Here is a 19,132-nt window from a genome sequence, read left to right as displayed (position 1 = left end):
TTAGCTAGCCTTCTGGATTTCGGCCCACTGGCGCTCGACGTCGTCAAGACCGCCAATGTTGAAGAACGCCTGCTCAGCAATGTGGTCCAAGTCGCCATCGCAAATAGCCTTGAAGCCTTCGATGGTGTCCTTGATGGCCACGGTCGAACCCTCAACACCGGTGAACTGCTTTGCGGTGTAGGTGTTCTGCGAGAGGAACTGCTGGATACGACGTGCGCGAGCAACGACAATCTTGTCTTCTTCGCCCAGTTCGTCGATACCAAGAATCGCGATGATGTCCTGGAGTTCCTTGTTCTTCTGCAAAATAGCCTTCACGCGGATGGCAACATCGTAGTGAGCCTGGCCAATGTACTGAGGATCAAGGATTCGCGAGGTCGAGGTCAGCGGATCGATCGCTGGGTACAGACCACGCGACGCGATTTCACGCGAAAGCTCGGTGGTTGCATCCAAGTGAGCGAAGGTCGCTGCTGGAGCCGGGTCAGTGTAGTCATCGGCCGGGACGTAAACAGCCTGCATCGAGGTGATCGAGCGGCCCTTAGTCGAGGTGATGCGTTCCTGAAGCAGACCCATTTCATCGGCCAAGTTCGGCTGGTAACCCACGGCGGAAGGCATACGGCCCAACAGGGTCGACACCTCGGAACCGGCCTGGGTGAAGCGGAAGATGTTGTCGATGAACAGCAGCACGTCCTGGTTCTGAACATCGCGGAAGTATTCCGCCATGGTCAGTGCCGACAGTGCCACGCGCAAACGAGTTCCAGGTGGCTCATCCATCTGACCGAACACCAAGGCGGTGTCCTTCAGAACGTTAGCCTCATCCATTTCGACCCAAAGGTCGTTACCTTCACGGGTGCGCTCGCCAACACCGGCGAATACCGAAGTACCACCGAAGTTACGTGCAACACGGGTGATCATTTCCTGGATCAGAACGGTCTTGCCAACGCCAGCGCCGCCGAACAGGCCGATCTTTCCACCCTTGATGTATGGGGTAAGAAGGTCGATCGACTTGATGCCGGTTTCCAGCATTTCGGTCGAGCCCTCAAGTTCATGGAACTTAGGTGGCTGGCGGTGGATTGGCCAACGCTCGGTGACCTGAATCTCCGAGTTATCAACGTCCAGGGCCTCGCCCAATACGTTGAAGATGTGGCCCTTGACGCCGTCGCCTACTGGGACGGAGATAGCAGCGCCGGTGTCGGTCACGGAGGTGCCGCGTACCAGGCCGTCAGTGGCCTGAAGCGATACCGCACGAATCAGACCTTCACCGAGGTGCTGGCTGGTTTCGAAGGTGATCTTCTTGGTTTCGCCGTTGAGGGTCAGCTCAGCGGTCAGTGCGTTGTAGATAGCAGGCAGTGCGTCGGCTGGGAACTCGACGTCCACGACCGGGCCAGTCACACGCGCGATGCGACCGATGGCCCCTGCGGTAACCTGCTCGTTGAGTTGGGCAGTCATCTTTCTCACTTCTTGTCTGGTCGGAACTAGGGGGAATTAGCCGTTCAGCGCGTCTGCGCCGGCGATAATTTCCGATAGCTCCTGGGTGATTTCAGCCTGACGGGCATTGTTGAGCAATCGTGTGTACTTCTTGATTAGTTCGCCTGCGTTGTCGCCTGCGGCCTTCATAGCGCGCTGACGTGCAGCAAGCTCGGAGGCTGCGGACTGCAGCTGGGCATTGAACAATCGAGATTCGATGTAGCGTGGAAGCAGTGCGTCAAGCACTTCTTCCGCCGATGGCTCAAACTCGTACAGTGGCAAAAGCTCGTCGGTTGCGGTCTCGGATTCATCCTCGACAACCTCCAACGGCAACAGACGGATGACCGTCGGTTCCTGCGTGACCATCGACTTGAACTGGGTGTAGACGACGTGAATTTCTTCTACGCCACCCGCTTCATAATCGGTGTCGAAGTCCTCTAGGAGAACGTCGCGCAGCTCGCGTGCGGTTTCGAAACGCGGAGAATCAGTTTCTCCGGTCCACACTCGTGCGTACTCACGTGAACGGAAATCAAAGTAAGCCTGAGCCTTACGGCCGACCAAGTAGGTCTTGACTTCTTTGCCTTCTTCACGAAGAAGTTCGACAAGGTGCTCTGCCTGCTTCAGAACGCTGGCGGAGTAGGACCCGGCAAGTCCTCGGTCCGAGGTCAATACCAAGACCGCGGCGCGGCGTACCTGCGCCGGCTCGGTGGTCAGTGGATGCTCGACATCGGCCTGGGACGAGACGGCGGTTACTGCACGGGTAATCGCATTGGCGTATGGCAGTGAAGCCGTGACACGCGTACGTGCCTTACCAATGCGGGATGCAGCGATCAGTTCCATCGCCTTGAAGATCTTGCGCATCGACTTGGTCGATCCGATCTTCTGGCGGTAGACCCGAATCTGGGCTCCCATGTGTGTCCTTTCCTTATCCCCTGTGCTGTTGTTGCGGCGCCGTTACCGGCGCCGCAACTTCAACACAAGAAGATTGTCAGCGCTTCTGCTTGACGATCTTTTCCTGGTCAACGGACTCGGCGTTCAGAGCGTCATGCTCTTCGTGGCCGGCGGCAACCAGCTGGTCGCTGCCTGCACCGAAGAAGCCAGCCTTGAAGTCGGCGACGCCGGCCTTCATAGCTTCCAGGGTCTCGTTCTCCAGCTTGCCGGTCTGGCCGATAACGGTCAGAACGTCAGTGCGGTGACGCAGGTAGTCGATGAATTCAGCTTCGAAGCGGCGTACGTCCTCAACTGGAACATCGTCCAGGTAGCCGTTGGTGCCGGCCCAGATCGAAACGACCTGATCCTCAACAGCGTAAGGGGTGTACTGACCCTGCTTGAGCAGTTCCATCAGACGTGCACCACGGGTCAGCTGCTGCTTGGAAGCGGCATCCAGATCCGAAGCGAACATAGCGAATGCCTGCATGTCGCGGTACTGAGCCAATTCAAGCTTCAAAGTACCGGAGACCTTCTTCATGGCCTTGACCTGTGCCGAACCACCAACGCGGGATACCGAGATACCCACGTCGACAGCTGGACGCTGGTTGGCGTTGAACAGGTCCGACTGCAAGAAGATCTGACCGTCGGTGATCGAGATAACGTTGGTCGGGATGAACGCGCCCACGTCGTTTGCCTTGGTTTCGATGATTGGAAGACCAGTCATCGAACCTGCACCGAGCTCGTCAGAAAGCTTGGCACAACGCTCAAGCAGACGGGAGTGTAGGTAGAAGACGTCGCCTGGGTATGCTTCGCGTCCTGGTGGACGGCGTAGCAACAGCGACACGGCGCGGTAAGCTTCAGCCTGCTTGGACAGATCATCAAAGACGATCAGTACGTGCTTGCCACCGTACATCCAGTGCTGGCCAATGGCCGAGCCTGCGTATGGTGCGAGGTACTTGAAGCCTGCTGGGTCAGATGCTGGGGAAGCCACGATGGTGGTGTATTCCAGTGCACCCTGCTCTTCGAGGGTCTGGCGTACGGCAGCGATGGTCGATGCCTTCTGGCCGATTGCCACGTAGATGCAACGAACCTGCTTGGTCTCGTCACCGGTTGCCCAGTTATCACGCTGGTTCAAGATGGTGTCAACCGCAATGGCGGTCTTACCTGTCTGGCGGTCACCAATGATCAGCTGACGCTGGCCACGGCCGATCGGGATCATGGCGTCGATAGCCTTCAGACCGGTCTGCATTGGTTCGTGAACGCTCTTGCGCTGAGTTACGCCAGGTGCCTGGAGTTCCAGTGCACGGCGGCCTTCAGCCTCGATTGGGCCAAGGTTATCCATTGGCTCGCCCAGTGGGTCAACAACGCGACCCAGGAAACCGTCGCCGACTGGAACCGAAAGGATCTCGCCGGTGCGCTCGACCTTCTGGCCGTCTTCGATGCCGGTGAAGTCACCAAGCACAACGACACCGATTTCACGGGTATCGAGGTTCTGGGCCAGGCCCAGGGTGCCATCTTCGAACTTCAGCAACTCGTTGGCCATGACGGAAGGAAGACCTTCCACCTTGGCGATGCCGTCGCTCGCGGCGACGACGCGTCCCACCTCGGTGCGCTCTGCCTTACCCGGTTCGTAGGAAGATGCGAACTCGTTTAGGGCATTGCGGACGTCGTTGGCATTGATGGTCAAATCGGCCATCTGCAGTCCCTGCTCTCCTAAATTGTGATCCACCCTCAAAAGCGGTGGATCGATGTGAATGAAGTCTGTGTTGGTCCCGGAAAGCCGGAACCTCTGCCAGGAGTAAGCCACCTGGCAAAAGTTCTAGCCAACCAGTGTGCGGCGCAAATGGGCCACACGTGATGCCACGGAAGCGTCGACTACTTCGTCGCCAACCTTTACTACTACTCCACCGATCAACGATGGATCAATAGTGGAGTTGAGCTTTAGCTGACGACCATATAGCTTGTTCAGGCTGGTCTGCAGACGTGAACGCTGAAGTTCCGAAAGCTCTACAGAGCTGGTCACCGAAGCGATCCAACGCTGCTGGCGCTTGGCCACAAGCTCAACAAAACGTTCTGCCAACGTTGCAGGCTTCAAACCACGTGGGTTTGAAACAGCCTGAGCGATCAAAACCTGCGAGGTCTGCGACGCGGTAGGCACAAGCTTCAGCGCAAGAGCGCGCTTAGCTTCAACTGGGGCCTGTGCATCATCCAACGCACGCTGTAGTTCGTGATTGCCACGCACTACCTCGATGAAGGAGAACAGATCCTGCTCCAGCTTGTTCAGCCCTGAAGCGCCGTTCTGCTGTTCAGCTACTGCGGTAACCGCGGTAACTGCCAGCGTTTCAAGCGCATCGCTAATGCCGCGTTCCGAGCTCCAGCGGGTTGAAGCCAACTGAGCGAGGGTTTCCTCAGCAGTAGCCGAGACCTTTCCACGCAACAGCTGAGCCAAAAGGCCTGCCTTTTCGGCATCTTCACGGGCTGGATCAGTCAATGCTCGGCGAAGACCGGCATTTGCATCCAGTACTTCCAGGACCGCGAACAGTTCCTTTGGCAGCTCAATAGATGCCAGTGCCAACTTGGGTTCTAAGAACTCCAAGGCCTTTGCCAATGACTCGCTCGATACAGTTGCCATTAGTTCGATGCACCTGCGCTCTGCTGAGTCTCCAGATCATTCAGGAACTGATCAACCACGTGCTGTGCACGGGCATCGTCCTTCAGAGCTTCGTCAACAATCTTGCTTGCAAGCTCGGTGGCCAAAGTGCCCACGTCGTTGCGAAGCGACGACTGAGCAGCAACGCGCTCAGCCTGGATCTGACGCTGAGCCTGCTCGCTGATGCGAGTAGCCTCGTCGGTTGCTTTGGTCTTCAGATCTTCAAGGATCTGAGCGCCTTCGCTGCGAGCTTCCTCGCGGATGCGGTTCGCTTCAGTGCGTGCTTCCAGAAGCTGAGCCCTGTACTGTGCCAAGGTCTCCTCTGCTTCCTTCTGCGCTGCTTCGGCCTTCTCCAGACCACCTTCGATCGCGGTAACGCGATCTTCATAGGCCTGCTCGAACTTCGGAGCAATCACCTTGATGACGATGAACAGGAGCACCGCGAAGCCAACGCCTGTGGCGAGAATTTCCCACGGGTTAGGCAGCAGCGGATTGACCGATTCTTCCGCAGCGAGGATGAAGTCAGTGCTATTCATTCTCACCATTCCTTATCTAATAGTTTCCACTTGTGTGTATGCCTCGCGATAGTGGCGAGGCCACTACAGCCGGGAAGGACTTACTTGATAACGAAGGCGAAAACCAGGCCAAGGATGGCCAGTGCTTCGGCAAGTGCGAAGCCAAGCATTGCGATTGGCTGCAGGATACGCTGTGCTTCAGGCTGACGTGCAACGCCGTTGATGTAAGCAGCGAAGATCAAGCCCACGCCGATAGCCGAACCAATTGCTGCCAGACCGTAACCGATCATGTTCAGGGAGCCGCTCATGCGATTTTTCCTTTCAAGATACCGTGCTTCTTAGCCGGTAGGTTGTGAGGTTTTCCTTGAAGGATCCAAGGAAGAACTTTTGGGATTTAGTAAATAAGAAATGGCCTAGTGGGCGTCAGCTTCAATTGCACCCTGGATGTAGATCGCGGTCAGCAGCGTAAAGACGAACGCCTGCAGAACCATGATCAACAATTCAAGGAAGTACATTGCTACGTAACCGACGATTACCAGAACACCAACACCATTCAGTGCCAGCTGATCCTGGACGACAATCAAGTAACGAGCACCTGAGGCTGCCAGCATCACAATGATATGGCCTGCCAGCATCGTCGCCATCAAACGCAACGAGTGCGTCAGTGGGCGAACAATGAAGTTAGAAATGATTTCCAAAGGCACCAGCAGGATCAGCATCACTGGGCTGACACCTGGTGGGGTGACTGCCAACTTGAAGTAACGGATACCGTGGTTCTTCAGACCTACAGCAATCCAGGTGCCGTAGATAATGATGGCCATTGCGTATGCAGAACCAGCGTGTGAGAACGATGGAAGCTGCAGGAACGGAATCGCACCGAAGAGGTTGTTGAGCAGTACGAAGAAGAAAGTCGCGAACAGCAGCGGAATCCATGGGCGGAAGTTTTTCTCGCCAATGATGTCGCGGCCGATACCGTTACGCACAAAGGCGTAGCCGGATTCAGCGAGGTACTGCATCTTGCCTGGAACCAATTTCGGGTTCTTGATGGCCATGGTGAAGAACCAAGAGATAAGCACAACCGACAAAGCGATCATGAGCATCTGCTTGCCGAAACCAGTGCCGTACTCAGCCGCCCATGGGAAAATTTCCGGGAGGTGGGTATCGTGCACGGTTGGCGGAATGAAGCCGCCTTCTTCGGAGGCCATTGGGAGCGCAAACGCGAACAACGCGCTGTCCTCTCTGCAGTAACGGTCACGGGCAAAAGGCGGTGACTGGCGGAAACTGCCTCTCACCGTGTGAAGAAAAGATCAAACGGGATCTCATCGCAGCTGTTGCCGGAGGCATCAACCTTGATGAGGAGCCATCAGCAAGTTTCCCTGCGACAGCATTAACTATTCAGCCTCACGCTTTTGGGCGCTTAGCTAAAAATGACCCGTAGTAAGCTTATCAAACTCACAGCATCCCCTGAGACATATCGCCTTCGGGAACTCTCTAGTCCTCGTTGTAGATAGCTAGCCGAGCCTTCATGAAGGCTCGCACTTCACCAATCTGCCAGGCAACGAGTGAGATTGCTGCTGCAAGAACGAATCCCTGTCGGTTTACCCACTCGGGCAAACCCAGGTTCAACAACACGAAGGCGATACCAAAAACCTTGATGACATATGCGCCCAAAAACGCGGGCATAGCCCACGTGCGGCGAATTCGTCCCGCTACTTCGGCGATCAGGATGCCAATAGCAAAAAAGCTAATGACAATCACTGCCGCCAATGCGCCCGACTGTGCGTAACGAAGATCGGCGGCCAACCACGAAATCAGGAAAAATGCGGCTGTTGCGATCAACGAATATATCAGTGACAAAGCCAGAATCGGCAACCAGATGGATTTCGGAGCTGACGAAGTACTGATGCGGGCAGAACTAGAAGCCACGACCGCAACCTTTCTTCGTCAAATCCGAGGAACCATCAAGCACCCACGATGCTGATGAAACTTGAAACTTCCGCTCACCCAAAAGAGCGTCCGGAAGAAGATCCATACTGAATTCTACACGAGATAGAAAGACATTGCTCGCGAATTGCTTGGCCAATTGGCCGGGTTAGGCCTTGCGCAATCGTTTGAGTAATGCATTGATTCTGCGCAACACCAATGGCCACCATGTACCAATAGCCGCAGCAAGGAAGAGTACCAAGGCCACAGGGACCACCAGGGCCACTGGGATGAAGGCAATTGCGACCACGGACACAGCAATCACGGCGGCCCAAATATAGAGCAAGATCACTGCCCTGCGCACTGAGTGCCCCTGAGCCAACATGCGGTGATGGATGTGTTTGGAGTCCGGAGAAAAGGGTGAGCGTTTGTTAGCCAACCGGCGCAGTACTGAGAGTACAAGGTCTAGTACTGGTAGGAACACAATAACCATGGGCAAGACCACTGGCATGTACGCCGGGATGTTTCTGAACCGTTGAGCTTCCAGCCCACGCACGTCACCGGTGACCGCAATTGCTGATACCGAGAGGATCAACCCGATGGCTAGTACGCCACTCTCCCCCATGAAGATATTCGCGGGGTTGAAATTATGTGGCAAGAATCCGAGGCAAGCACCCAGGAGCAGTGCACACAACAAGGCGCCAACGTTCGCGTAATCATCCGCGCTGACATGTGTGGCCAGTACATAGGAATAGATGAAGAAGGTGGCAGCGCCAATGGCTGCGAGGCCGGCAGCTAGACCGTCAAGCCCATCGGAGAAGTTGATGGCATTCATGGTCAGTACAATCAAAAATACTGTCAGTACAATCTGTAGCCATTGTGCGTTGATATGCCACGACCCCACAGGCAGAGACTGAATCAGCACACCGTGAGTGGCCATGATGAATCCGACGAAGATCTGGCCTAAGAGTTTGATCCACCAGCGCAGATCAAACATGTCATCTGCCAGTCCAAGAATCAGGATGACAATTAAGGCGTAACTCAGACCTTGAGGTACGTAGCCGCTGAAGACTCCCCTGAAGAAGTGGAAATTACTGGCCAGCCATAACCCCATGGCAAAAGCGGCAATAATTGCCACGCCGCCAAACTTCACGATGGGTACCTGATGCTGATCGCGGTCACGCAACATCTGGTTGTTCGTAAACCTGTGTCCCACTGACCGAACAATCGGAGTCAGCAGGTAGGAAGCGGTGAAGCTAAAGGCGATAAGCAGTAGGTATATTCTCATGCGTCCTGGCCCGGGGCATCCTGTCCCAAGTCGAGCACTTCAGGAACTACAACGCGCAACTCCTCGATGGAAATCGTTCCAGCACGGACAACCTTGAGCTGTTCACCGGTGCAATCGATAATTGTTGACGCTGCTACGTTTTCGCCGGTTTCGCCGCGCGGACCACCATCGAGGTAGACGTCTACCGATTCACCAAGCTGATCCATCGCGGACTCAATATCCAAGGCTGCTGGTTTGCCGGTGCGGTTAGCCGAAGATACGGCCAATGGTCCGGTTTCGCGCAAAAGTTCTAGGGCGGTGTCATCGTTGGGAACACGCAATCCAACAGTTCCGCGGGTCTCCCCCAGATCCCAGGTCAGCGAGGGCTGCGCTTGGAGGATCAGGGTCAGTCCGCCAGGCCAAAAAGCCTCAGCAAGTTTGCGGGCAGCATCTGGGATATCGCGAGCCAGCCCATCCATGGTGGCGCTTTGCGCGATCAGTACTGGAGGTGGCATGGTGCGGTTCCGGCCCTTGGCCGCCAACAACATGGCTACTCCCTGAGCGCTGAAGGCGTCAGCGCCAATCCCGTAAACGGTGTCCGTAGGCAAAACGATGCATCGTTTATCGGCCAGGGCAGCTTTAGCTGCTGCGATGCCGTCAGCGTGTTCTTGCTCGTTGCTTACCAAAAATCTTGTGCTCACGGGATCATTCTTTCATGCACTGTGCGTAGTAGGTGGTACTGGTTCGCGGTGTGGTGCGTACCCACAGGTGGCGCGGGCTCGTCCAGTGAGGTCTTCGTGACCGGAAACTTGGGTGAACCCTGCTTCTTTGAGCATCGTCGCCGCCGAGTCTTGCTGCACTTCAGCGTGCTCCATCACAAAATATCCACCGGGACGCAATAACTTCATGGCCTGCCCTGCCACGGCACGCGGAATCTGCAGACCATCATCGCCTAGACCGTAGAGTGCCATGGCCGGATCATGGTCTCGAACTTCGGCCTCGCGCGGGATAGCGTTAGGCGGAATATACGGCGGATTTGAAACTACCAAATCCATGATGCCTTCCAAGTCCTCAGGAAGCGTGGTGGCATCTTGATGCAGGACGGTAACCTGATGTGGCAGGCAATTAGCTTTGGTGTACTGGATAGCATCATCGGAAAGCTCCACCGCCCAGACCTTGGAGCCGGGCAGTTCACTGGCCAATGCAGCAGCAATCGCTCCTGAGCCGGAGCACAGATCAATGCAATTTGGTGCTTCTAGTGCCTGTTGGACCACAAAATCCAGCCCCAACTGCACGACCGTTTCAGTCTCTGGACGCGGCGTAAATACACCAGGGCCAACTTTGAGCTCCAGGTAGCGGAAATGTGCCACCCCGGTGAGGTGTTGCAATGGGATGCGAGTGCGCCGGGCAGCCACTAGCTGTGTGAACTCTTCGCGGTGGCTAGCTTCAAAGCTATCCCCACGTAGCTCGCGAAGCTTGAGTTCGGAACGACTAATGCCCAGGACATGGCAGAGCAGTAGGTCGACATCGACGCCGGGGCTTGGCACCCCGGCGTCGGCCAATGCCGCGATCGCCTTGTGGCGGACGGCAGACAGTTCTTCCAAGACGATACTTACTCGCCCAGCGCTGCCAAGCGCTCTTCTTCGTCCATCTGGATGCATGATTCGATCACTGGCTGCAGTTCGCCACTCATGACGGCATCCAAGTTGTACGCCTTGTAACCGGTGCGGTGATCAGCAATGCGGTTTTCTGGGTAGTTGTACGTACGGATACGCTCGGAACGATCCATGGTACGGATCTGGCTTGCACGAACCGCCGAGTTTTCGGCGTCGATGATTTCCTGCTGGTGAGCCAGCAAGCGTGAACGAAGCACACGCATGGCCGCTTCACGGTTCTGGATCTGCGACTTTTCGTTCTGCATGGCGACCACAATGCCGGTCGGGATGTGGGTCAGGCGAACCGCGGAGTCGGTGGTATTCACCGACTGGCCACCAGGACCTGAGGAACGGTATACGTCCACCTTCAGGTCGTTCGGGTGAATGTCGACTTCTTCGGGCTCGTCAACCTCGGGCAGGATCAGCACGCCGGCAGCCGACGTGTGGATACGTCCCTGAGATTCGGTCACTGGAACACGCTGCACACGGTGCACACCGCCTTCAAACTTCAGCTGTGCGTAAACACCCTCAGCTGGGTCATTGGACTTGCCCTTGATAGCAACCTGAGCATCTTTGTAACCGCCAAGGTCAGACTCGTTGAAGGAGATCATCTCCACCTTCCAGCCCTTGTTCTCAGCAAAGCGGGTGTACATGCGCAAGAGGTCAGCTGCGAACAGTGCTGCCTCATCACCACCTTCACCACCCTTAACTTCAAGGATCACGTCACGTGCATCGTTAGGGTCACGTGGGATCAGCAGGCGACGAAGCTTTTCTTCCAGCTCCGGCAGGGCTGCCTTGATGGTTTCGACTTCCTCGGCGAACTCTGGATCTTCATCCGCCATTTCCTGCGCAGCTTCCAAATCATCGGTAGCGGTGTGCCAGCGGTTGTAGGCTTCAACGATGCCGTTGAGCTGGGCAGAGCGGCGTCCGAGCTTGCGGGCCAGCGACTGGTCGGCGTACACCGCCGGATCCGAGAGCTGCGCCTGAATCTGGGCATGCTCTTCTAGTAGCGTCTTGACGGATTCGAACATGGTGATGTGCTTTCCTTGTCGGCGGTGCCCGCACAATCAGGCTCTTTTCGGGCCTGCGGGCTGCTGAGATTAAATTCTAGTGGGTTAAACGGTCACTACGCGCCGATGGCGTCCAGCCAGCTGCCCGGGTGGGGCAAACTGGCTGGACGCCATGGCGAGTAGGGCAACTAATCCTTGTTTGGGGTGGTCTTGTTGACCAGCATCAAGAATTCAGCGTTGGATTCGGTTTCGCGAATCTTTCCGGTCAGCACTTCCAGAGCCTGCTGAGGATCGATGCCCGAAAGCATACGACGCAGACGCCACATGATGCGTACCTCTTCGGCACTCATCAGCTGCTCTTCACGGCGGGTGGAGGATGCATTGACGTCCACCGCTGGGAAGATGCGCTTCTCGGCCAGCTGGCGTGAGAGGCGAAGCTCCATGTTGCCGGTGCCCTTGAATTCCTCGAAGATGACCTCGTCCATCTTGGACCCGGTCTCCACCAGTGCGGTGGCAAGGATGGTCAGCGAGCCACCGTTTTCGATGTTGCGAGCAGCACCGAAGAAACGCTTTGGTGGGTACAGTGCAGCCGAGTCGACACCACCGGAGAGGATACGGCCCGAGGCTGGAGCAGCCAGGTTGTAAGCACGGCCCAGTCGGGTCATCGAGTCAAGCAGAACCACAACATCCATGCCCATTTCCACCAGGCGCTTAGCGCGCTCGATGGCTAGTTCAGCCACGGTGGTGTGGTCATCAGCTGGGCGGTCGAAGGTCGAAGCAATAACTTCGCCCTTGACGGTGCGCTGCATGTCGGTGACTTCTTCGGGACGTTCATCAACCAGCACCATCATCAGGTGTACTTCTGGGTTGTTGATGGTGATCGCGTTGGCGATCGCCTGAAGGATCAGGGTCTTACCGGCCTTTGGAGGCGATACGATCAGGCCACGCTGGCCCTTACCGATCGGGGCAACCAGATCGATAACACGTGGGCCGACCAGCTTTGGATCGGTTTCCAGGCGCAGGCGCTCGGTTGGGTACAGCGGAACGAGCTTGTTGAACTCAACACGTTCGCGGTTATCTTCTGGCTTCTTGCCGTTGACGCTGGTCAGCTGCACCAGTGCGTTGAACTTTTGGCGTGGGTTAGGGGTCTCGCCCTCGCGTGGCTGGCGGATCGCACCAACAATGGCGTCACCCTTGCGCAGGTTGTACTTCTTGACCTGGCCCAAGGTGACGTACACGTCGTTTGGACCTGGCAGGTAGCCGGAGGTGCGAACAAATGCGTAGTTCTCCAGCACGTCCAAGATACCGGCGATTGGCAACACAACATCGTCTTCGCTCAGCTGTGGCTCGTCTTCATCACGACGGTTGCGACGGTTGCGGTTGTTGCGATCGTTGTTGCGCTCGTTGCGGTCATTGTTGCGCTCGCGACGGTTGCTGCGATCATTACGATCGTTGTTGCGCTCACGACGGTTGCTGCGATCATTACGATCGTTGCTGCGTTCATCGGATTCGTTCTCTGACGCTTCGTTGCGCTCGTTACGATCGTTACGGTCGTTACGGTCGTTGTTGCGCTCATTGCGCTCGCCACGATCGTTATTGCGCTCGTTGCGGTCATTGTTGCGCTCGCGGCGATTGCCACGTTCACGACGTTCTTCGCGTGCTTCGCCGTTGGACTCAGACTCGCTGACTTCGTTGCGCTCGTTACGATCATTGTTGCGATCGTTGTTGCGCTCGCGGCGGTTGCCACGTTCACGACGCTCTTCGCGTGCTTCGCCGTTGGCCTCAGCCTCGTTGGCCTCGCCACGCTCAGTGCGCTCGCCACGGTCGTTGTTACGCTCACGACGGTTGTTGCGGTCACGACGGTTGTTATTGCGTTCGCGACGCTCTTCGCGTGGCTCAGCGTTGTTATCAGTAGCTTCGGTCTGTGGCTCAGCGTTCTGAGCTGCAGGCTGTTCAGCGTTGACTTCAGCCTTGGCCCTCGAGTTGCGGCGCTGGCGTGGTGCCTTCTGCTCAACTGGTGCGGCTTCAGTTTCAACTGTTGCTGCAGGTGCAGGTGCTTCAGTCTGCTCCTGCGCAACTGGAGCCTTGCCCGAGTCGGTCACTCGACGCGATGGGCGACGGGTGCGTGCAGGCTTCTGTCCTGCGGTCGAGTCGTTCGCTGCTTCGGTAGCTGGCTGCGCCTGTGGTGCAACTTCAGCTTCTGCTGCCGGTGCGTTTTTTGGTGCACGGCGCGAGCGCGCCTTGGTTTCGGTTGGCTGCTGTTCGGCAGCTGGTGCTGCTTCGCTCTTAGCTGCCTTTGCTTCCTTCGCGGCGACAGATCCGCCACGCTGATGCTCGCCGATAGCCTTTACCAGGTCAGCTTTGCGCATTCGCGATCCGCCGGTAATTCCCAGCTGCGAAGCCAGCTGCTGAAGCTGGGTCATCTTCAAAGAGGCCAGACCGGCACTCTTGTTTTCGGAAGTCTTGGTGTCCACGCCTTCGTTGAGGCTCGTGGTTTCGGTCACGAAAGTTCCTTCTGACTCGTAGGATGGGCCGCTTCAAGGCAGGCCCACTATGCCGTTAATGTTTTGCCTTAGCCGAAGATTTCATGGCTAGTGCGCATTCCACCGAGCGAGCCCAAAAAGCAGGTCACTAAACTGCGGTGGAATATATAAGGAGACTGATATCTCGACGGCACGAGGCTGTGCATGAATGTGGGATATCAAAGTTGCTGCGACGGCAGGAAGAACCGGAACGACTGGACGGAGAAAGTAGGGTTCAAGAACCGAACCATTCCGTATCAACACTGGCCAATGGGATTTGAACCGGGTAACTACCCAACAATCCGGCCTGCCATAGTGTTACAGCACTTCTACTGTAACACCGTTGTTAGCCAGCGCAGGAACTTCAGCACGCCACGACACTGTAGATTCCGCAGAAAACTCTTCAATCTTGGCCAAGACTTGGGCCACCTGCTCTTCGCCCGCGACCAAGGTCAAAACCGTTGGGCCTGCCCCGGAAACCACAGCGGCCAGTCCTGCCTCACGCAATGAAGCGATCAAGGACGCACTTTCGGGCATAGCTACAGCACGGTAATCCTGGTGCAGATAGTCCTTGGTGCCTGCCAGCAAGACCGATGGATCGTTGCTGAGAGCATGAATAAGTAGGGCTGCACTGGCGCTATTGGCGGCCGCAATACTGTGATCAACCTGCGCTGGTAGTGCTCCACGCGCTACCTCGGTTGATAGCCCGTTGGAAGGAATGGCCAGTACAGCACGCAGCTGTGATTGCAACGGCACCTGAACCGAAGCAAAGCTACCGTCTGGTTGCGTTGATGAAATGCTCAGGCCACCGTAGACCGCCGGCGCTACGTTGTCTGGATGCCCCTCCCAGGCTGCCGCGGCTTGGAAAATTGCTTCGGTGCCACCGCGTGATTCTTCAGGCAGCAACGCATCGGCTGCTGCGTACGCGGCAACAATGGCTGCCGCGGAGGAACCCATACCGCGTGCGTGAGGAATATTGTTCTCTGCCTCGAGGTGAACACCAACCGGTTCAAAACCGGCACGGCTCCAGTAGCGGTGCATCTCCTTGATGATCAGATGTGATTCATCTTTGGGAAGATCCTCGGCACCTTCCCCGGTGATCTCAACGCAGCTCGTCGACGCAGTGCGCACCACAAGCCGGTCCCGGTATTCCAAAGCCAAGCCGAGGGAATCGAAGCCTGGGCCAAGGTTGGCGGAAGTGGCTGGTGGGCAAACAATTACGTGCTGGCCCAAGGCGATCTGCTGCGTCATAGTTCCTTCAGTTTCAGAACAGGAAATGTGAAAAATGGACAATGGCCCGTCACGGTTGACCTAACTCCCCTACGGGAACTTGCCAAGGCGCGACGGGCCATATTCAGCCGGCGAAATCCGGCAGAGGTTCTAGGCCAGGCCCAGTGCGCCGGCTACCTCGACAACGTCGAAGCCGACCTTCTTTGGGGTGACTGCTGAACCATCGGCCTGCTTCAAGGCCCAGTCTGGGTCCTTGAGTCCGTGGCCGGTGACGGTGATAACAATCTTCTTGCCGGTTGGCACATTGCCAGCAGCGTGGTGCTTCAGCAGACCGGCAACACCGGCAGCCGAAGCAGGCTCCACAAAAACGCCTTCGCGGCTCGAAAGCCAACGGTGCGCCTCTAGGATCTGCTCGTCAGAAACCGAATCGATCTGTCCGCCGGACTCGTCACGCGCTGCTTCAGCCTGTTCCCATGATGCTGGGTTACCAATGCGGATAGCGGTAGCGATGGTGTCTGGTTCGGTGATTGGGTGACCTGCAACGATTGGCGCCGCGCCTTCAGCCTGGAAGCCCCACATGATTGGAGTTTTGGTGGACACTGGTTCCAAAACCTTGCCGGCTTCATTGGTCCACTCGGAGGAGTACTCCTTGTAGCCCTTCCAGTACGCGGTGATGTTACCGGCGTTGCCAACTGGCAGCATGTGGTAATCCGGTGCGTCACCCAAGAAGTCAACCACTTCAAAGGCGCCGGTCTTCTGACCCTGAATACGGGCAGGGTTCACGGAGTTCACCAAGAAGACTGGGTAGTTTTCGCTCAGCTTGCGAGCAACCTCAAGGCAGTTATCAAAGTTGCCATCAATCTGAATGATGTCAGCACCGTGAGCGATAGCCTGGGACATCTTGCCCATGGAGATCTTGCCGTCCGGAACAAGCACCGCACACTTCAGGCCAGCCTGAGTTGCGTAGGCGGCAGCTGAAGCCGAGGTGTTACCAGTCGAAGCGCAAACCACAGCCTTGGCACCGGCGGCTACCGCGGCGGTCATTGCCATGGTCATGCCGCGGTCCTTGAAGGAGCCGGTTGGGTTCATGCCTTCAACCTTGAGGTACACATCGTTGCCGGTGTGTGCCGAAAGGGCCGGGGCGTAAACCAACGGGGTTCCACCCTCGCCCAAGGTGATGACCTTGGTGTTTTCGTCTACTGGTAAACGGTCGGCATATTCGCGGATTACTCCGCGCCACTGGTGAGCCACGTTAGTTTCCTTCAACTCGCATAACGGATAGAACTGAATGCACAGCGTCCAAGGCTTCGAGGGCCTCAACGGTGCTGGCCAGGGCCGATTCGGTGCCCTGGTGGGTGAGGATACGCAACTGCGCACCAGAATCTGCGTCACCTTGTTGGCTCATCGATTCAATCGAGACCCCATGCTCACCAAAAACGGTGGCAATGGAAGCGAGCACACCGGACTGGTCCTTAACCGACAGGCCAATCCAGTAGCGGGTGGTGATCGCATCAAAGTCGAGCATCCGTGGGCTGCGCTGAATCGAACCATTGGGCAGTGGTGCACCGGCGGCGATCTGTCGAGCCACAGCGACCACGTCGCCCATCACGGCGCTGGCGGTGGCGTTGCCACCGGCACCGGCGCCGTAGAACATGAGGTCGCCAGCGTTTTCTGCTTCAACAAAAACGGCGTTGAAGGCACCGTGCACTGTTGCTAGTGGGTGCGAACGACGAATCAATGCTGGGTATACGCGCACCGAGATGCCCGCTTCACTCTGCTCAGCGATAGCCAGAAGCTTGATGACGTAGCCGGCCTCGGCGGCTGCTGCTACATCTTCTGCGCTGACCTCGGTGATACCTTCGGTAGAAACCTGTTCCGAAGAGACAGTGGTGTGGAAAGCCAATGAAGCCAAGATCGCAGCCTTCGCGGCAGCGTCGTGTCCGCCGACGTCGGCAGTTGGATCGGCTTCGGCGTAACCCAAATCTTGGGCCTGCTTCAATACGTCGTCAAAAGCCGCACCGGTGGTATCCATGGCGTCCAAGATGAAGTTGGTGGTGCCGTTGACGATACCCATCACCTTGGTGATGTGATCTCCAGCCAGCGAATCAGCGATCGGGCGAAGGATCGGGATGGCACCGGCCACTGCCGCCTCGTAGCGCAACTGCGCTCCGGACTGTGCAGCAACTTCATTAAGATCTGCACCCTTAAGCGCAATCAGTGCCTTGTTGCCGGTGATTACGCTGGCACCCTTGGACAGGGCGGCAGCGATGTACTGGCCGGCTGGGTCCAAGCCACCGAGTAGTTCGATGACCACATCGGCCTTTTCGATCAACGCGAGTGCATCCGTGGTGAAAAGCTCCTTGGGCAAGTCCACGTCGCGCTTGGTATCAAGGTTCCGCACGGCAATGCCGATCAGCTGCAGACCAGCACCCGAACGGGATGCCAATTCATTCGCGTCTTCCAGCAGGATTCGGGCCACTTGGGCTCCGACCGTACCGCAACCCAGCAGGGCTACCTTCAGGTTCTTTTCGCCGCTCAATTAAACTCCCATGTCGCGGGCTAGCAAGTCGTCTTCGGTTTCCCTGCGTACGATCAAACGGGCTTGGCCATCGCGTACAGCTACCACCGCTGGGCGGGTGAGGTAGTTGTAGTTGCTCGACAGGGCCCAGCAGTATGCGCCGGTGGCCGGAATCGCGAGCAAGTCGCCAGCCGCCACGTCGTCGGGCAGGTAAACGTCCTTCACGACTATGTCACCTGACTCGCAATGTTTCCCAACTACACGAGAAATAATTGCGTCGCTTTGCGTCATACGACTGGCCAGAACGGCGGTGTATTGCGCGTCGTAGAGCACCGGGCGAGGGTTATCGCTCATCCCACCATCAACGGCAATGTAACGGCGCGGGTGCAGGGTGCCGGCTTCGTCTTCAACCTGAACATCTTTGAGCACACCGGTCTCGTACAGGGTGAAAGTGGTCGGACCGACAATGGCGCGGCCTGGCTCAATGGAGATGCGAGGGCAAGCCATATCCAATTGCGCGCAGGTAGCCGAAACAACTTCGGCCATCTGGCCGGCAAGCTTCGCCGGGGTGGAGGGGTGATCCTCGGAGGTGTAGGCAATGCCGTAGCCACCACCCAAGTCCAGTTCAGGCAGCTCAACGCCGTGAAGTTCACGAACCTTTGCAAGCAGACCCAGCATGGTGCGAGCCACCATGGCAAAACCGTCGGCTTCAAAGATTTGTGAACCAATGTGAGCGTGCAAGCCCAAGAGGTTCACATTCTTCGCTTCAATAGCGCGGGCTACCGCACGCAAAGCCGGTGAGGTGCCAGTGGCATCGGGAAGAATGGACAAGCCAAACTTCTGGTCCTCGTGCGCGGTGGCAATTGCTTCATGAGTTGATGCGTGAACACCAGGGGTAATACGCAGCATCACTTCTGCGGTCAGGCTCAAAGAATCAGCCAAGGAGATCACACGTTCCAGCTCATCAAGTGAGTCGATAACAATGCGGCCAACACCCATCTCAAGGCCACGGGTGATCTCGGCCTTGGACTTGTTGTTCCCGTGCAGCGAGAGATTCTCTGCCGGAACGTTACCTGCCTTAGCTACCGCCAGCTCTCCGCCGGAGCAGGTATCTAGGCGCAGACCCTCATCGGTAACCCAGCGGGCTACCTCGGTGCAGACAAAAGCTTTGCCGGCGTAGTAAACATCTACTCCCCCGCACAAGTTCTTAAACGCTTCATCAAAAGCGGTCTTGAACCCACGGGCGCGGGCGCGGAAGTCATTCTCGTCAAGCACAAACAATGGCGTGCCAAATTCTTCGGCGAGAGCACTGACCCGAAGGCCCTGGACGGACAGTTCGCCGTCAGCCTCGCGGGAAACCCCTGAAGCCCATTCGATCTCGCGTAGTGCGTTAATGTTTTCGGGGAATTGCAGCCATTGCGGGGCTAGCGGCGATACAGCCATACCAG

The 19,132-nt window shown here is 56.9% G+C and carries 17 protein-coding genes; all 17 read right to left on the bottom strand.

Annotation, left to right across the window (positions count from 1 at the left end; translation table 11 throughout):
- The 17 genes from atpD to lysA all read right to left on the bottom strand — a co-directional run bounded on the left by atpD (position 1) and on the right by lysA (position 19,127).
- Positions 1 to 1,446 (bottom strand): F0F1 ATP synthase subunit beta, encoded by a 1,446-nt coding sequence (gene atpD / locus ACT3RW_RS06070; protein ID WP_131087870.1) that lies wholly within the window; start codon positions 1,444 to 1,446, stop codon positions 1 to 3.
- A gap of 36 nt (positions 1,447 to 1,482) precedes the next feature.
- Positions 1,483 to 2,376 carry a F0F1 ATP synthase subunit gamma gene (locus ACT3RW_RS06065; RefSeq protein WP_444613146.1) on the bottom strand — a complete coding sequence of 298 codons (894 nt, stop codon included), beginning with the start codon at positions 2,374 to 2,376 and terminating at the stop codon, positions 1,483 to 1,485.
- Positions 2,377 to 2,452: 76 nt separating this feature from the next.
- Positions 2,453 to 4,090, bottom strand: a complete 1,638-nt coding sequence (gene atpA, locus ACT3RW_RS06060; RefSeq protein WP_444613145.1) for a F0F1 ATP synthase subunit alpha — start codon at positions 4,088 to 4,090, stop codon at positions 2,453 to 2,455.
- Between the two features lie 123 nt (positions 4,091 to 4,213).
- Positions 4,214 to 5,026 (bottom strand): F0F1 ATP synthase subunit delta, encoded by an 813-nt coding sequence (locus ACT3RW_RS06055; protein ID WP_131087867.1) that lies wholly within the window; start codon positions 5,024 to 5,026, stop codon positions 4,214 to 4,216.
- Positions 5,026 to 5,580: a F0F1 ATP synthase subunit B gene (locus ACT3RW_RS06050; RefSeq protein ID WP_444613144.1), complete on the bottom strand. Its 555-nt coding sequence runs from the start codon at positions 5,578 to 5,580 to the stop codon at positions 5,026 to 5,028. The genes ACT3RW_RS06055 and ACT3RW_RS06050 overlap by 1 nt, the downstream gene beginning before the upstream one ends.
- 80 nt (positions 5,581 to 5,660) lie before the next feature.
- Entirely contained in the window at positions 5,661 to 5,867 is a 207-nt protein-coding gene (locus ACT3RW_RS06045; RefSeq protein ID WP_022876338.1) for an ATP synthase subunit C, read from the bottom strand.
- 105 nt (positions 5,868 to 5,972) lie between these two features.
- The gene (gene atpB, locus ACT3RW_RS06040; protein ID WP_131087865.1) at positions 5,973 to 6,764 is read right to left on the bottom strand and encodes a F0F1 ATP synthase subunit A; all 792 of its coding nucleotides are present in this window, start codon (positions 6,762 to 6,764) and stop codon (positions 5,973 to 5,975) included.
- 286 nt (positions 6,765 to 7,050) lie between these two features.
- Positions 7,051 to 7,485 carry a hypothetical protein gene (locus ACT3RW_RS06035; RefSeq protein ID WP_444613143.1) on the bottom strand — a complete coding sequence of 145 codons (435 nt, stop codon included), beginning with the start codon at positions 7,483 to 7,485 and terminating at the stop codon, positions 7,051 to 7,053.
- Positions 7,486 to 7,651: 166 nt separating this feature from the next.
- Entirely contained in the window at positions 7,652 to 8,770 is a 1,119-nt protein-coding gene (locus tag ACT3RW_RS06030) for an MraY family glycosyltransferase (RefSeq protein WP_444613142.1), read from the bottom strand.
- Positions 8,767 to 9,450, bottom strand: coding sequence for an L-threonylcarbamoyladenylate synthase (locus ACT3RW_RS06025; protein ID WP_444613141.1), 684 nt, complete (start codon positions 9,448 to 9,450; stop codon positions 8,767 to 8,769). The genes ACT3RW_RS06030 and ACT3RW_RS06025 overlap by 4 nt, the downstream gene beginning before the upstream one ends.
- A 12-nt stretch (positions 9,451 to 9,462) precedes the next feature.
- Positions 9,463 to 10,353, bottom strand: a complete 891-nt coding sequence (gene prmC, locus ACT3RW_RS06020) for a peptide chain release factor N(5)-glutamine methyltransferase (protein ID WP_444613140.1) — start codon at positions 10,351 to 10,353, stop codon at positions 9,463 to 9,465.
- Positions 10,354 to 10,361: 8 nt separating this feature from the next.
- On the bottom strand, positions 10,362 to 11,435 hold the full coding sequence (gene prfA / locus ACT3RW_RS06015) for a peptide chain release factor 1 (protein ID WP_131087860.1): 1,074 nt from the start codon (positions 11,433 to 11,435) through the stop codon (positions 10,362 to 10,364).
- Positions 11,436 to 11,602: 167 nt separating this feature from the next.
- Positions 11,603 to 13,918: a transcription termination factor Rho gene (gene rho, locus ACT3RW_RS06010; RefSeq protein WP_444613139.1), complete on the bottom strand. Its 2,316-nt coding sequence runs from the start codon at positions 13,916 to 13,918 to the stop codon at positions 11,603 to 11,605.
- A gap of 336 nt (positions 13,919 to 14,254) precedes the next feature.
- Positions 14,255 to 15,187, bottom strand: coding sequence for a homoserine kinase (gene thrB / locus ACT3RW_RS06005; protein WP_262198016.1), 933 nt, complete (start codon positions 15,185 to 15,187; stop codon positions 14,255 to 14,257).
- A gap of 129 nt (positions 15,188 to 15,316) precedes the next feature.
- Positions 15,317 to 16,417, bottom strand: coding sequence for a threonine synthase (gene thrC / locus ACT3RW_RS06000; RefSeq protein ID WP_131087857.1), 1,101 nt, complete (start codon positions 16,415 to 16,417; stop codon positions 15,317 to 15,319).
- 1 nt (position 16,418) lies between these two features.
- Entirely contained in the window at positions 16,419 to 17,705 is a 1,287-nt protein-coding gene (locus ACT3RW_RS05995) for a homoserine dehydrogenase (RefSeq protein WP_131087856.1), read from the bottom strand.
- Positions 17,706 to 19,127: a diaminopimelate decarboxylase gene (gene lysA / locus ACT3RW_RS05990; RefSeq protein ID WP_444613138.1), complete on the bottom strand. Its 1,422-nt coding sequence runs from the start codon at positions 19,125 to 19,127 to the stop codon at positions 17,706 to 17,708.
- Positions 19,128 to 19,132 lie beyond the last annotated feature (5 nt).

Origin of the sequence: Glutamicibacter sp. AOP5-A2-18 (genome assembly GCF_052446055.1) — a bacterium.
Classification (GTDB): domain Bacteria; phylum Actinomycetota; class Actinomycetes; order Actinomycetales; family Micrococcaceae; genus Glutamicibacter.
This window is presented reverse-complemented; position numbering and strand designations above follow the sequence as displayed.

Excerpts from the sequence above, each read along its gene's own strand:
- atpD (WP_131087870.1), bottom strand. The coding sequence starts at position 1,446 with ATGACTGCCCAACTCAACGAGCAGGTTACCGCAGGGGCCATCGGTCGC.
- ACT3RW_RS06065 (WP_444613146.1), bottom strand. The coding sequence starts at position 2,376 with ATGGGAGCCCAGATTCGGGTCTACCGCCAGAAGATCGGATCGACCAAG.
- atpA (WP_444613145.1), bottom strand. The coding sequence starts at position 4,090 with ATGGCCGATTTGACCATCAATGCCAACGACGTCCGCAATGCCCTAAAC.
- ACT3RW_RS06055 (WP_131087867.1), bottom strand. The coding sequence starts at position 5,026 with ATGGCAACTGTATCGAGCGAGTCATTGGCAAAGGCCTTGGAGTTCTTA.
- ACT3RW_RS06050 (WP_444613144.1), bottom strand. The coding sequence starts at position 5,580 with ATGAATAGCACTGACTTCATCCTCGCTGCGGAAGAATCGGTCAATCCG.
- ACT3RW_RS06045 (WP_022876338.1), bottom strand. The coding sequence starts at position 5,867 with ATGAGCGGCTCCCTGAACATGATCGGTTACGGTCTGGCAGCAATTGGT.
- atpB (WP_131087865.1), bottom strand. The coding sequence starts at position 6,764 with ATGGCCTCCGAAGAAGGCGGCTTCATTCCGCCAACCGTGCACGATACC.
- ACT3RW_RS06030 (WP_444613142.1), bottom strand. The coding sequence starts at position 8,770 with ATGAGAATATACCTACTGCTTATCGCCTTTAGCTTCACCGCTTCCTAC.
- prfA (WP_131087860.1), bottom strand. The coding sequence starts at position 11,435 with ATGTTCGAATCCGTCAAGACGCTACTAGAAGAGCATGCCCAGATTCAG.
- thrB (WP_262198016.1), bottom strand. The coding sequence starts at position 15,187 with ATGACGCAGCAGATCGCCTTGGGCCAGCACGTAATTGTTTGCCCACCA.
- lysA (WP_444613138.1), bottom strand. The coding sequence starts at position 19,127 with ATGGCTGTATCGCCGCTAGCCCCGCAATGGCTGCAATTCCCCGAAAAC.